The organism is Paramylibacter kogurei, assembly GCF_002742285.1.
GTDB classification, from domain to species: Bacteria; Pseudomonadota; Alphaproteobacteria; order Rhodobacterales; family Rhodobacteraceae; genus Amylibacter; species Amylibacter kogurei.
In genome coordinates, this window is sequence record NZ_MDGM01000012.1 from 507,739 (window position 1) to 521,496 (window position 13,758).

Below are 13,758 nucleotides of genomic sequence, written 5' to 3' on the forward strand. Positions count from 1 at the left end.
TGCGATGTCGACTTGTGCATTTTTCGTGATATCAGCCATTGAAATTTTTGGGGGAAATTGATGGAAATTTTTGCAAGCCCTTGGGCATTGGTCGGCTTTGTTGGTTTGGTGACATGTGCGAGTCTTTGGCTCGCGCCGCGTCATGTAAGCGTTGCGGGCTTTTTTGAAGGGGCGGATCGCAATGGTGGACAGCCTAGTTTGTGGGTGTTGGTCTTAAGCCAAGTGACCACTTGGATATTTGCGCGATCATTGATGAATGCTGCGATTTTGGGATATTTTTATGGGTTTGCGGGGACGCTGGCCTATACCACCTATTATCTGAGCTTTCTAAGCGGTGGTTATATTGTTTCGCGGATGCGGCGTGATCATGCGGGATCGGTACAGGATTGGTTGTTTGATCATTTCGGGCGTATGGGGGCGTGGACATATAATGTGGTGATTGCATTACGCCTGCTGTCCGAAGTTTTTGCAAATTTAATCGTTGTTGGGCTAATTTTTGCAGCGGCTTTCCCTGATGTGGCATGGGCAGAGGCGGGGTCTGTTGTGGCGCTGGCCTTGATCGGGTTGATTTATTCTGCACTTGGTGGATTGCGCGCATCGCTGCGTACAGATGTGTTGCAGATGGTGATTTTTCTGGTGGTGTTTATCGTCGCTTTTGGCGTGATGGTTTTGGGCGATGGGTTTTCGTTTGGCGCAATTTTTGGCGCACAGGGTGTGCATGATCAGGCCAGCCGCCCGGGTTGGGTGTTGGTTGCGGTGGCCGCATTACAGGTGTTTTCATATCCCGCACATGATCCCGTGATGATGGATCGTGGGTTTTTGGCGGATGAAGAGACCACGCGCAAAAGCTTTGTCTTGGCGTTTATCATTTCTGCGTTGTGCATTTTTGGATTTGGCATGTTTGGTATTCAGGCAGGTTTGATCGGGGCAGCATATGAAAATCAATTGTTGGGGACTTGGGCGGCGATGTTTGGTCCGTTTGTCTATTTCTTGATTGCGGCGTCATTGTTAATTTCTGCGATTTCCACGCTTGATAGCGCGTTGGCCTCTGCTGCGCGGTTGGTGATTGATGAATTCAATGTGGCTGTGCGAAGTGTGTTGAACGGGCGCATTGCCATGGTGTTTTTCATGGTGGGTGGCGCAATATTAACCCTGTGGGGGAATAAAACATTGTTTGATGCGGTGGCGGTGTCTGGCACAGCGTCGATGTTTTTAACACCTGTTTTGATTCTGGCATTCATGGGTATGGTTGTACCACGCTGGTCATATATGGTGGCGTGGACAGCGGCGATATTAGGGGCAGCAGCGTATATGTATCGTGGTACTGAACTGGTTTCGCAAATTGTGAATCCGTGGATTTCAACGAGCGAGGTTCACAAATATGATCAGCTGTTGGTGATTTGCATCGCCGTGCTGGTGATCGGATTTGCCGCAGGAATTTTAGGGATCATCAGCAATCGTATACTTGCCGTTCGCGCGTGACACTGGTATCGCCACGCTATGCCTGATTAAATTGGTCAGGTGAAGGAACCAAGGCAAGTAGCGTGACGCAAGACACAAATGAAACGGCAACATTGGAATTGCGCGATATTTCGCGTCGCTTTGGGTCGCGTAATGTGGTTGATGGGCTGAGCCTGCGGCTCCATGCGGGGCAGGTGACGTGTTTGTTGGGGCCATCGGGCTGTGGTAAATCAACGACATTGCGCATTGCAGCAGGGGTTGATCAACAAACGACTGGGCACGTTTTGATCAACGGAGAGCTGGTTTCGGGGGATGGACAACATCTGCCACCTGAATCGCGCGGCATTGGTTTGATGTTCCAAGATTTCGCATTGTTTCCCCATTTAACCGTAGCCAAAAACGTTGGTTTTGGTATTGCGCGTGATCCTAATCGGGATGTGCGTGTGCGCGAGTTGCTCGGCAAAGTTGGATTAGAGGATTTTGGTGATAAATTCCCCCATCAGTTATCTGGTGGTGAGCAACAGCGCGTTGCATTGGCGCGTGCATTGGCACCGCGCCCTGCGGTGATGTTGATGGATGAACCGTTTAGCGGGCTTGATAATCGGCTGCGTGATACGGTGCGTGATGCAACGTTGGAATTGTTGAAATCCGAAGGCACGGCGGTGTTGATGGTCACGCATGAACCAGAAGAGGCAATGCGCATGGCTGATCAGATCGCATTGATGCGCGATGGGCGTATCGTGCAATCGGGAGCTCCGTATAATATTTATAATTCCCCAGTTGATCGCCGCGCCGCCGCATTTTTTTCCGACATCAATGTGATCAATGGTCAGGTGCATGGTGCATTAACCCGAACACCGTTTGGCGATTTCCTAACCCCCGGAATTGCCGATGGCAAAGATGTGGAAATTGTCATTCGCCCACAACATTTGCGCATTGATTTTGATCGTGGTGGTCGTGGGCCAAACCCAACCGTAGAAGAGGGCACACCCGCACGCGGCGTGGTGGAACGCGCACGGTTTTTAGGGCATCAGAGCCTGGTCGAATTTGCCATGGATTATGACAATGTGCGCCTTCATGCGGTTGTTCCAGGGGTGTTTTTACCTAACGCGGGCACGCCATTGTGGTTAAGTGTGCGCCGTGATCGATGCTTTGTTTTTGTGCAGTGACGCAAATGTTTCAATAAATCGACAAATATTCACGCAAACGCGATTGTTTAGGCTTTGAAACCATTGAAAAACAGCCTAACTATACATTGGAAACAAAAAACGGCGCATCTGTGCTGATGATTTTTTAGGAGGATCACATGATTCCAATGACACCACTTTTCATCCAAAATATTGGCTTGCCTGGCTTGCTGCTGATTGCAGTTGTGGTTTTGGTCATGTTTGGCCGTGGTAAGATCAGCAACCTGATGGGCGAAGTCGGCAAAGGCATCACCGCGTTCAAAAAGGGTGTGAACGAAGGCAAAGAAGAAATGGATGCAGCATTAGAAGATGCATCCGAAGAAGCCAAAGATATTACACCAAACAAAGACAAGGCATAGGCCCTGTTGCCGCGCATAGGGGTTTTGCATGTTTGATATTGGTATGGCCGAAATGTTGGTCATTGGCGTTGTCGCCTTGATCGTTGTTGGCCCCAAAGACTTGCCCATGATGTTTCGCAAAGTGGGCAATTTTGTTGGGCGTGCCCGTGGTATGGCGCGCGATTTTCAACGCGCCATGGATCAGGCCGCGGATGACACGGGTATCAAGGATATTGGTGATACGGTGCGCAAGGCCACCGATATCAAAGATTTGGGTGTTGATACCATCAAAGACCCGATGAAATCTTACGCCGATAATTTTGGTAGCGGTGCAAAATCTGCAAGCGATACAAGTGCATCGGGCGCGTCGGGCGCAACAGCGAAGACTGCGAGCAAAACAACCGCGACCAAAACCGCCGCCAAAAAGCCCGCAAAAGCAGCAGCGAAAAAGACCACAAAAACGGCCACTAAAAAGACCGCCAAGAAAGCAAGTTAATGAGCGATACACCTGATCTGGAACATGATGAGATCGAGGCGAGTTCGGCACCTTTGATCGAACATCTTGCCGAATTGCGCACACGGTTAATCTATTCCGTCGGCGCGTTTATCGTTGCGATGTTATTGGTGTTTTTTGTCGCCGAACCCTTGTTGAATTTCCTGTTCGAACCGATTGCAAAAATTTTGCAAGAACGCGGACAGGATGCCCGCCTGATCTTTACCGCCCCCCAAGAAAAATTCTTTGTCCTGTTTCGGATTTCGGTGATTGGCGGCCTGATGCTGGCATTCCCTGTGATTGCCTATCAGATGTGGCGCTTTGTGGCGCCGGGATTGTATAAAAACGAAAAGGGCGCATTTTTACCGTTCATTATCGCATCGCCTTTGTTGTTCCTGTTGGGGGCAGCATTCGCGCATTACGTTGTAACACCGCTTGCCATGCGGTTTTTCATCGGTTTTGGTGATATCCTTCCCGCAGTGACCGATTTGTTGACCAGCGGTGATGTCGGAGAAGTTGCCAATCCAGACGCCAGCCAAGAGTTAGAAACCGTGTTCTTAGGCTCGGTCAAGGAATCGCTGGATTTGACATTGAAGTTTATCTTTGCCTTTGGGCTTTGTTTTCAGTTGCCAGTTTTGCTGACCCTGTTGGGGCTGGCTGGGATTGTTTCATCCGAAGGTTTGAAAGATGTGCGCAAATATGCGGTTGTTGGTATTTTGACCCTTGCCGCCGTTGTGACGCCCCCTGATGTGATTACACAGGTGATTTTGTTTAGCGTTGTTTACATGCTTTACGAGGTGTCCATCTGGTTGGTGATGATGGTGGAAAAGAAACGTGACGCACGTATCGCCGCCGAAGAAGCCGAGCTTGACCTGTGAATGATGATGCTTTGAACCGCATTGCAGCGGCGCTGGAACGATTGGCGCCGGCCCCATTATCCGCACCTGATTTTGATGCGGCCAATGCATTCGTTTGGCATTCAAACCCTGAACAATTAGCACCGGTTAAGGATGTTAGCCGTGTATCGCTTGATCTGCTGATTGGTGTTGATCGGGCGCGTGAAACATTATTGACCAATACCAGCCAATTTGCCGATGGATTGCCCGCGAATAATGCCTTGCTCTGGGGTGCGCGGGGTATGGGCAAATCATCTTTGGTGAAGGCTGTTCATGCCGCCGTTGGTGGTGCGCTCAAGCTGGTGGAAATTCAACGCGAAGATTTGGCAAGCGTATCCACGCTTTTGGCGATCCTGCGCCAAAGCAAATATCGTTTCTTGTTGTTTTGTGATGATCTGAGCTTTGATGGGGATGATGCCGCATACAAAAGCCTCAAAGCCGTTTTGGATGGCGGTGTCGAAGGGCGCCCCGACAATGTGTTGTTTTATGCCACATCCAATCGACGCCATCTGATGCCGCGCGATATGATCGAAAATGAAAAATCCACGGCGATCAATCCATCTGAAGCGGTCGAAGAAAAAGTATCATTGTCCGATCGGTTTGGCCTGTGGCTTGGTTTTCATCCGTGTGACCAAGATCAATACCTCAAAATGATTCGAGGATATTGCGATTCATATGGCGTGAGCATCAGCGATTCAGATCTGAAAGCGCAAGCAATCGAATGGCAGGCCACACGTGGTGCGCGATCAGGGCGCGTTGCGTGGCAATTTTTTGTTGATCTTGCGGGACGTCAAAAAATTAAATTGTAAATAACTATTTGTTTTTAAATGGTAATACCGGACGTATACCTTTGGTTTATGCGGTTATACCTTTCGTTTATAGCGCTTTGTTCGAAAACTTGGTTAATTAAAGTTGTTCCGTGCTGGATACCCAATGTCACTAGGTGCGTTTGTCGGGGACAAGGCAAATGTAGATTTTGATTTCTAGCGTTGATGACAAAGGCGAAGGTGCAACCAGAACCGATGTCACACAGAGTTGACGACGACACGCAGCGTTGCTCTAATTGGATGCAAGTGAATAGCCCCTCTTTATTATTCACTTGCATCCAATACCCGTTCCTTAACCCAAAGATTGACCCATGTTAAAATTTACCCGTACAGTGATTATAGTGAGCCTTGCAGTGGCAACGCCAAGTTTTGCCCAACAGGCGGCAACACCCGCCGATATTGTGGTGCGCCAATTGGTTAATCAGGGATTTACCATTACCAACCGTGGTCGCACATGGCTGGGACGAACAATTATCACAGCACAAAAAGGCATGGTCGAACGCGAAATTGTTGTTGCGCGCGGGTCTGGGCAAATATTGCAAGACGATTGGGTTTTTGATCCTGATGCTGGTGACGAAGCCAGAGCCGAAGAAGACGCAGAAGACGAAGAAGAAAGCGACCCGCGGAGCGGTGGTGGTCACAATGGCGGTGGGAATAATGCTAGCGGTAATGGCGGTGGTCATAATGGTGGTGGTCACAACGGCGGCAGGCATGGCAATGGTGGCGGGCATGGCAATGGCCAAGGGCGCAATCGTTAATGTGGCCAAATTCATTTTGGGGTTAGCCCCATATAAGACGTTTGATTTAAAAATAATATCACGTGATTTTTCTCTAGATTTTGGTTAACTTCGTTTTGCAAACTAATTCATTTCAACACCCTGACGATTTCTGGGAAAGCACATTGAACAATCGCAAATTTTTGCTCTGGGCCACGGTCGGGATTCAGATTTTTTGTTCGGGTATCTTTATCGCCAATCTGGCGGTGTCGATCCTTGGGCTTCGCACGACAAGTATTGGCTGGCAATTGCGCGAAACTCTAGAAGTCAGCGCAAGTGTTGGGTTGATGCTGGGTGCTATTTTGGGTGTGCGGATGATTTTGCGCGCCGAACGAAGCCAGCAACGCGCCGAAGAAAAGCTTCGCGGTGCTTCGGATGCTTTTGTCACTGTTGTTAATCAAAAATTTCAACGATGGGCGCTTTCTGCCGCTGAAAAAGATGTCGCTTGGTTCACCATCAAAGGATTTTCAATCAAAGAAATCGCTCAGTTGCGTGGATCATCCGAAGGCACAGTAAAGGCACAAAGCAACGCGATTTATCGCAAAGTTGGCGTCAGCGGACGTGCGCAGCTTTTGTCGATTTTGGTTGATGATATGTTGATCAACAATGAAAAATTTGATGATCGCGAAGTATCGGATTTTTAGCCCATATTGTTTTTCCGATACCATCTGCGCTAGGCTTGGCCATATCGGTATCGGAGGTTTTGGTATGTTGGCAAAAATTCTGTTCAAGTTATTCCTGTTTTCAACCGTTGCCACGATGGTGCAGGCCCAAGAGGGCGGAATTGATTTTAGTGCGATGAAGATCGGTACAAAATTGACCACCCGCACCGTTTGGACGCCCCAATCAACCTTTGTTGCGGAATATATTGGCGCCAAAGATGGGTTTCATCTGATTCAAAATTACAAAGTTAAAGATGGATCATTAGAGGAAAATATTCTTGATGCCTATGATGATCAGGGGCGGCGCGTTTGGAGCACGCGCAACGGGCACACCAATCGATTTACCCCGTATTCCTGTCACTTTGTGATTGGCGAATGCAACCATCAATATGAATATTACAATGTGTTGACCAAGAAAATGGTGACCAATCAGTCGCGTTATTTCAATCGCCGAGAGGGTGATGTTTTTTATCTGGGAATATATCGCAGCGATGGATCACTACATGAGGTGGCCCATCAATTAGGCGCATATAATCTTCGCCTGTCAAATGTGCATCAAAACGCATTGGGCCAGGATTCTGGTTTTGAATTTATTGAATTGACCGTTCCTGAATAAAGTCTATTCGCGGTTTTCAAGTTGTTGTTTCATTTCTGCGCGATAGTCGCTGATCAGTTTTTTAGGTTCTTCAATCAAGGGTGTTGAGCGTTGTTTTAACCAACCGCGATAAGGTTTGACTTCATCTTTGATGCGTTGGCTTAAAACATCTGCGCATGCGGCCTCTGGCGCGTTTTCTTTGGTGGCTTTGTTGAAATAATGGATCATCGCCACCTGCCGCGCCGATGGATCGTTGCGTTTATAACAGCCAGCCAAAGAGACATATGCATTATGATAAACCACACCGATACGTCCTGCGTTCAGGTGTGTGCAATAATTGAAACGTGCCTGTTGGGCTTCTGCATCTTTGATCGCATTCAATTGATTGCGCAGCGCATTGGCGTCTTTTGCGGCGAAATATGTGCCCCCAGCAGTGTCCGATATCGCCTGAAGCTGGGTCGCAGTGGCATCGTCCACGTCAAACCCGATTGTATTCACAATGGTATTGATCCCCGCATCAACCAAGGCCGTTGCCGCGCCAACAGGATCACCGCCACAGGTTTCTTTGCCATCAGAAATAAGATAAACAACGGGGGCCAGATCGCCGTCTTTGGGGGGTGATAGCTGTGCCAATTCATTGCCGATAAATTCTAAAACCCCGCCAAGTGGGGTCCAGCCATTTGGAGAAAGATCGGCAATGCTGTCCTTAATTTTGGAGCGTCGGGATTTAAACCCATGCACCATTTCAGATGCGGAACAGGATAACGCCTTGCCATCATCTTGGTTATTTCCTTGGTGTCCGTAAACCACCAATCCAACATTCACTTCGTTTGGAATGTCATTCAAAAATGAAATCGCTTCGCGTTTAGCGATGTTCATTTTCGTGTCCTTGCCCAGTTTGCCCGCCATTGACCCCGATGCGTCAATCGCAAGGATCATATGGCTGGTGGGGCGTTTCGTGATTTTGGTTTGTGGAACAGGACATTCATCAAGCGTGTAGGGTGCAACGCTTACATCACAGCTTGCCAAATCAATCGGATATTCATCGACAAAACGTTGATAGAGCGCATCGCAATCGACACTGGATTCTTGTGCGTTGGCGAATGTGGAAATGCTGACTAAACTGGTGAAAATCAATACCGTGCGCATAACTGTCCCTTTGCTTATCCCTGAAAATATTTGATAAGCTTAGGCGCGACGGCAGGTTTTGTAAAATATTGCGGATTTTTCGGACAGGAAAATAACCACCCAACATGCGATTACGCTGGGTGGAATGTTGTTACAGGTATGGTGTTGGATCAACGGCCTCTGTGCCGCGGCGCACCTCGAAATGCACAAATGGTGGGTTACCACCGGCCACTTTACCAATGGTTTGGCCACGGGTGACTGTGCTGCCTTTTTTCACGGATGCATCCGATACGTTTGAATAAACCGTGTAAAGGTTATCTGGGTGACGCACCAAAATGATGGACGAGCCATTCACCGAATTGGACGTCAGTGCAACCGTACCATTTTCTGCGGCTTTGACATCTGTGCCAGCGCTCGCTGCGAAATCGATCCCTTCGTTACCACCAGATTTTGACGAAAACCCACGCAGGATTTTCCCGTTAACGGGTTTAAGCAGCTTACGTGAACTGGTTGTTGGTTTGCGCTCTGGCGCAGCCTCGGCCAGTTTTTCTGCTGGTTTTGCTGCGGGGACAGGTTTTGGTAAACTTGTTGTGGAACTTGGCGGTACGGGTGCCGATGAACCTGATCCGGGTTTGCTTACGGTTGTTGGGCGCGGGGCAGGTTGGGTGGCTGTGCTATTGCTCGCGACCTTCACTGGTGCGGCGGCAACAGCGGCGGAATTATCTTCGACGGGGATCAACAATTGTTGGCCCGTGCGCAAATTCAAATCCTTGTCCAGCCCGTTCCACGAAGCAAGTGACGTAACCGACACGCCATACAGACGCGCGATTGTATATGCGGTTTCGCCCGTTTTCACCACATGGCGTTTGGGTTCAGTTCCCGTTGGAATACGTGCAGGTGAATTTGGCACATCTTCCAATGCGGAGGATGCGATATCTTCCACGCTGGATGGGGTTGCGGCCGTTTCGACAGGTGTGATTGGAACGCCGCGATCGGCATTTTTCGGCAATGCCAAAACTTCGCCGTCGCGGGGCATATGATCAACCTTTAGCCCGTTAAATCGCGCCAATTCATCGGCGGAAATCCCCACACGCGCGGCCAAATCGGCCATTGTGTCGGATCGATTTGCAACAATCACCTGATAATTCGGGTATGTAATCACACCGCGTTCATCCGCTTGTGGGCGGGCTTGCGTTTTTTTAACATTGCTTCCAGGGATCGGATCAACCTTGCGCCCAATATCTGTGATTGAACGAATATCTTTGATATCATCACACGCGGTGAGTGCGAAAATGCTTGCGAAAATTATACCTGTCGACAGGTGAAAACGTTTCGTTTTCAATGACATGTGCCTGTTTCCTTTGCCTGTTCACCCTCTGCGGGGCTTATCTGTGCACGCGTGGTGCGATGCCTTCTATTAATGGGACAAAACGAACGTCTTCTAATTCTTCGTAATCCAAGCCCGATGCGGTTTTTGTGACCTTGATCAGGGTTTGGACTGTGTCCGACTGTCCTACTGGTAATACCATAATACCGCCCTCTTTCAACTGCGCCAAGAGGGTAGCGGGCGGATCTTCTGCAGCTGCGGTTAAAATGATGCGGTCAAAGGGGGCTTGGTCGGGCAGACCCAGCGCGCCGTCACCCACAATTATCGTCACATTCACCACGCCAAGATCGTTTAACGTTTTTGTCGCGGCCTGTGCCAGCGGGCGGTGGCGTTCAACGGAATAAACACGGCGCGAAAGCTGGCTGAGCACGGCGGCCTGAAAACCTGAACCAGTACCGATTTCCAAAACCTTGTGTCTTGGGCCAACCTCTAATGCTTGGGTCATTTTGCCAACAACCGATGGCATGGATAGGGTTTGCCCACAGGCAATCGGCAATGCCGCATCATCATAGGCATGTTTGGAAAAACTGCCCTGCGCAAATGGGTGGCGCGGGATCAATTCCATCGCATGCAACACACGTTTATCGCGCACACCTTTGTTGCGCAAAAGAAGCATGTATTGCATCATCAATTCGGGCGTCACCTGCATTTAAAACACTTCTTTCAATTGTGCGATCTGTGCATGCGCTGTCAGATCTACATGGCATGGGGTGACGGATATATATCCCGCCAGATTGGCGTGCACATCGGTTCCCGCAGCGGTGCTGGCGTGTTGCGGTGTGCCCTTGATCCAAAGCGTGTTTTCGCGCCGTTCTGTGCTAAACGGGGAACCGTGGCGAAACCCTTGTCTGGTAATTTTATGCCCCAAAACTTCGGCTGCGGGAACAGGTGGGAAATTCACATTGTAAAATAACATGCCCTGATCCGCAGCCCATGCATCTGCATCCAGAATTTTTTGAACGGTTTCAACACCAAAGCTGCGCGCAGGATCGAATGTATAACAATCAGCAAGTGCGGGGCCGTAAAATTGCGACAGGGCGATTGATTTAATATCGTGCATCGCCGCCTCTATCGTGGCACCAACAGTGCCCGAATAAAGCGTGTTTTGCGCGGCATTATTGCCCTTGTTCACACCAGAGAGGATCAGATCAGGTTTGTTGCCACCCAGAATTTCAAACACACCCGCAATCACACAATCCGCAGGGGAACCATGCACCGCAAATGCGCTGTCACCCCGATCATCATAATGCAGCGAATTGGTATAGGTAATGCAATGCCCAACCCCCGATTGTTCAACGGCAGGGGCGACAGTAGTGATGTTATTCGCATCTGTGAGTTTGCGCGCAATATCCAACAGCACCGCAAGGCCGGGTGCATCGATACCGTCATCATTGGTTATTAAAATGCGCATCCCGTCCCCGATGTTAACTGCTGTTATCACTGCTAGCGGAGTTGGGGGGTGGTTAAAAGAGTCTTTTGTTCAAAAAAATGATTTCGCTTACCCTTACGTCACAAATTTGTTGCGCCGAATTGATATGTTGATTTGTGATATGTTCAAGGAGTAGGCTTTGAATAATCTTATAACGACAACACAAAACAGGGTGCTGCTATGACAAAAAAACTCCTCACTTCATTGGCATTGCTGGCGACAACGGCTGGTTATGCTTCTGCTGATTATTCGTTGACGATTCTGCATACCAACGATTTTCACGCACGTTTCGAACCCGTAAGCAAATATGATTCAGGCTGTGGCGAAGAAGATAACGCCGAAGGCAAATGTTTCGGTGGGTCCGCACGTTTGGTAAATGCGGTTGCGGATGCACGTAAACGATCCAACAATTCCATCTTGGTTGATGGTGGCGATCAATTCCAAGGCACATTGTTCTATACATATTACAAGGGCAAGGTTGCCGCGGAAATGATGAACAAAATGGAATATGACGCGATGACCGTGGGCAACCACGAATTCGATGATGGGCCAGAGGTTCTGCGCGGGTTCATGGATGCGGTTGATTTCCCTGTGTTAATGTCAAACGCTGATTTTTCTGGTGAACCAAAGCTTGCGGATAAACTGGCAAAATCTACTGTGATCGAACGCGGTGGTGAAAAGCTTGGCCTGATCGGTTTGACACCAGTTGACACCAAAGAATTGTCCAGCCCAGGTGATAACGTTGTTTTCACAGATCCCGTTGGCGCGGTTCAAGGTGAAGTGGACAAGCTCACCGCAGAAGGCGTGAATAAAATTATCGTTCTGTCCCATTCAGGTTACGATGTTGACCAAGTGGTTGCAGCAGGCACAACAGGTGTCGATGTGATTGTTGGGGGCCATTCCAATACATTGCTGTCCAACACGAATGATCGCGCAGCGGGCCCATACCCGACAATGGTGAATGATACGGCGATTGTGCAGGCCTATGCCTATGGTAAATTTTTGGGCGAATTGAATGTCACATTCGATGACGCAGGCAATATTACAGAGGCAAAAGGTGAGCCGCTGATTATTGATGCCGCCGTTGCCGAAGACGAAGCCACCAAAGCGCGCATCGCCGAATTGGCCGTACCGTTGCAAGAAATTCGCGACAAGGTGATCGGATCAGCGGGCGGTGCCATCGAAGGTGATCGCGCAGTTTGCCGGATCGAAGAATGCTCCATGGGCAATCTGATTGCCGATGCGATGTTGGATCGCGTGAAGGATCAAGGCATTTCAATCGCGTTCCAAAATTCGGGCGGTGTACGCGCGAGCATTGATGCAGGCGAAGTGACAATGGGCGAGGTTTTGACCGTATTGCCATTCCAAAACACCTTGTCCACGTTCCAAGTCTCCGGTCAAACCTTAATCGACGCGCTTGAAAATGGTGTGAGCCAAGTGGAAGAAGTAAAAGGCCGCTTCCCACAGATTGCTGGCATGAAATTCACATGGGATGCAGGTGTTGCACCAAACGAAGGTCGCGTCCAAGACGTGATGGTGATGAAAGACGGCGCATGGGTCGCCATTGATCCAGCCGCGATGTATGGCGTTGTTTCAAACAACTTTGTGCGTGGTGGTGGTGATGGTTATAAAATGTTCCAAACTGCTGAAAATGCATATGATTTTGGCCCTGATGTTGCGGATGTTTTAGCCGAATACATCGCCAAAAACGCCGATTACAAACCCTATGTTGATGGGCGTATCGCCAAGAAATAAAGCATAATACATTTGGAAAAGGCCCTGCATTGCGGGGCCTTTTTGCATCTTTAGGTTGATATTGCGTGATCTGTGTCACTGCGAAAAGCGGTGGGATTTGATTAAAGTCTGGTATTCGATTTTTCATCCCATATTTGGAAGGGAGACTGAAATGACCAATACCGATACGAATTTAGACACTTCAGCAAAAATTGCGGATCAACCAGCGCGTCCTGCGCATGTTTGGGAAGTTGTGGTTGGTTCATTTGTGGGGGGTGCTTTTTTAACAATTGCTGATTTGATCTTCAATAAAAGCAATTCCATCACAGGCAAAATTGTGGATTTTGTCACGGCGCGCAACATGATTGGGCTTGGCCAAATTTGGCTGGAACTGATCGCGTTTGGATTGATGATTGGGCTGGGATTAGGTTTGTGTTTTGTTTATCGCCCACAGACCCGATTTGGTGCATTTACCAGAGGTTCCAGCGTGATTGCGGTGCTGACAGGTATGAATATCAGCGCAACATTGATGGCTGGAGAAGCCATAAGCCAGCAATTGATGTTGCGCGGGAATGTGGATGTTGCCACTGAAAAACCGCAAGCATATGGCCCACTGGGGTTGGGAACGTTGTTAAATGGCGATTCCAATGCACATCTGAAAAACGTTCCGATTTCAGGTATGATATCCGTAAATTGTAAAGAAACCCTAAAGGTGGGGCGCGAAGATTATTGCCCTGTGGATGTCGAACAATTGGACGCGGGCGTGCGTGAACAATTACAACCCGCGGGCCAACAGATTTGGTTCAAGAAGTGATCCGCTAAAATGAGCCGGCAAACCTGCATTA

15 protein-coding genes are annotated in these 13,758 nt (G+C 49.0%); 11 read left to right on the forward strand and 4 right to left on the reverse strand.

Annotated features, from left to right (window positions below):
* Nucleotides 1-60: 60 nt before the first annotated feature.
* The 9 genes from BFP76_RS08005 to BFP76_RS08045 all read left to right on the forward strand — a co-directional run bounded on the left by BFP76_RS08005 (nucleotide 61) and on the right by BFP76_RS08045 (nucleotide 7,256).
* Nucleotides 61-1,482, forward strand: a complete 1,422-nt coding sequence (locus tag BFP76_RS08005) for an SLC5/6 family protein (RefSeq protein ID WP_099592668.1) — start codon at nucleotides 61-63, stop codon at nucleotides 1,480-1,482.
* A gap of 62 nt (nucleotides 1,483-1,544) precedes the next feature.
* The gene (locus BFP76_RS08010; protein WP_099592669.1) at nucleotides 1,545-2,630 is read left to right on the forward strand and encodes an ABC transporter ATP-binding protein; all 1,086 of its coding nucleotides are present in this window, start codon (nucleotides 1,545-1,547) and stop codon (nucleotides 2,628-2,630) included.
* Nucleotides 2,631-2,767: 137 nt separating this feature from the next.
* A complete protein-coding gene (locus BFP76_RS08015) occupies nucleotides 2,768-3,007 on the forward strand; it encodes a twin-arginine translocase TatA/TatE family subunit (RefSeq protein ID WP_420818662.1) in 240 nt (79 codons plus the stop codon).
* A 28-nt stretch (nucleotides 3,008-3,035) separates the two neighbouring features.
* Entirely contained in the window at nucleotides 3,036-3,482 is a 447-nt protein-coding gene (tatB, locus tag BFP76_RS08020; RefSeq protein ID WP_099592670.1) for a Sec-independent protein translocase protein TatB, read from the forward strand.
* Nucleotides 3,482-4,357, forward strand: coding sequence for a twin-arginine translocase subunit TatC (gene tatC / locus BFP76_RS08025; protein ID WP_099592671.1), 876 nt, complete (start codon nucleotides 3,482-3,484; stop codon nucleotides 4,355-4,357). Before tatB ends, tatC begins: the two co-directional genes overlap by 1 nt.
* Before the next feature lie 11 nt (nucleotides 4,358-4,368).
* Nucleotides 4,369-5,184, forward strand: a complete 816-nt coding sequence (locus BFP76_RS08030; RefSeq protein ID WP_420818663.1) for an ATP-binding protein — start codon at nucleotides 4,369-4,371, stop codon at nucleotides 5,182-5,184.
* Between the two features lie 329 nt (nucleotides 5,185-5,513).
* Nucleotides 5,514-5,960 carry a hypothetical protein gene (locus BFP76_RS08035; RefSeq protein WP_099592673.1) on the forward strand — a complete coding sequence of 149 codons (447 nt, stop codon included), beginning with the start codon at nucleotides 5,514-5,516 and terminating at the stop codon, nucleotides 5,958-5,960.
* A gap of 143 nt (nucleotides 5,961-6,103) precedes the next feature.
* On the forward strand, nucleotides 6,104-6,622 hold the full coding sequence (locus BFP76_RS08040; protein ID WP_240514006.1) for a helix-turn-helix transcriptional regulator: 519 nt from the start codon (nucleotides 6,104-6,106) through the stop codon (nucleotides 6,620-6,622).
* Entirely contained in the window at nucleotides 6,597-7,256 is a 660-nt protein-coding gene (locus BFP76_RS08045) for a hypothetical protein (RefSeq protein WP_133117411.1), read from the forward strand. Before BFP76_RS08040 ends, BFP76_RS08045 begins: the two co-directional genes overlap by 26 nt.
* Before the next feature lie 3 nt (nucleotides 7,257-7,259).
* Here the strand turns inward: BFP76_RS08045 and BFP76_RS08050 are convergent, their stop codons facing one another.
* The 4 genes from BFP76_RS08050 to surE form a co-directional block, all read right to left on the reverse strand.
* Nucleotides 7,260-8,384, reverse strand: a complete 1,125-nt coding sequence (locus tag BFP76_RS08050) for a vWA domain-containing protein (protein ID WP_099592675.1) — start codon at nucleotides 8,382-8,384, stop codon at nucleotides 7,260-7,262.
* A gap of 130 nt (nucleotides 8,385-8,514) precedes the next feature.
* On the reverse strand, nucleotides 8,515-9,711 hold the full coding sequence (locus BFP76_RS08055) for a M23 family metallopeptidase (protein WP_099592676.1): 1,197 nt from the start codon (nucleotides 9,709-9,711) through the stop codon (nucleotides 8,515-8,517).
* A 37-nt stretch (nucleotides 9,712-9,748) separates the two neighbouring features.
* A complete protein-coding gene (locus BFP76_RS08060) occupies nucleotides 9,749-10,399 on the reverse strand; it encodes a protein-L-isoaspartate(D-aspartate) O-methyltransferase (RefSeq protein WP_099592677.1) in 651 nt (216 codons plus the stop codon).
* A complete protein-coding gene (gene surE / locus BFP76_RS08065) occupies nucleotides 10,400-11,161 on the reverse strand; it encodes a 5'/3'-nucleotidase SurE (protein ID WP_099592678.1) in 762 nt (253 codons plus the stop codon). It lies immediately after the preceding gene.
* Nucleotides 11,162-11,359: 198 nt separating this feature from the next.
* Between surE and BFP76_RS08070 the strand changes: the two genes are divergently transcribed.
* Nucleotides 11,360-12,934, forward strand: coding sequence for a bifunctional metallophosphatase/5'-nucleotidase (locus BFP76_RS08070; protein ID WP_099592679.1), 1,575 nt, complete (start codon nucleotides 11,360-11,362; stop codon nucleotides 12,932-12,934).
* A gap of 151 nt (nucleotides 12,935-13,085) precedes the next feature.
* Entirely contained in the window at nucleotides 13,086-13,727 is a 642-nt protein-coding gene (locus BFP76_RS08075) for a hypothetical protein (RefSeq protein ID WP_099592680.1), read from the forward strand.
* The last annotated feature ends 31 nt before the right edge of the window (nucleotides 13,728-13,758 follow it).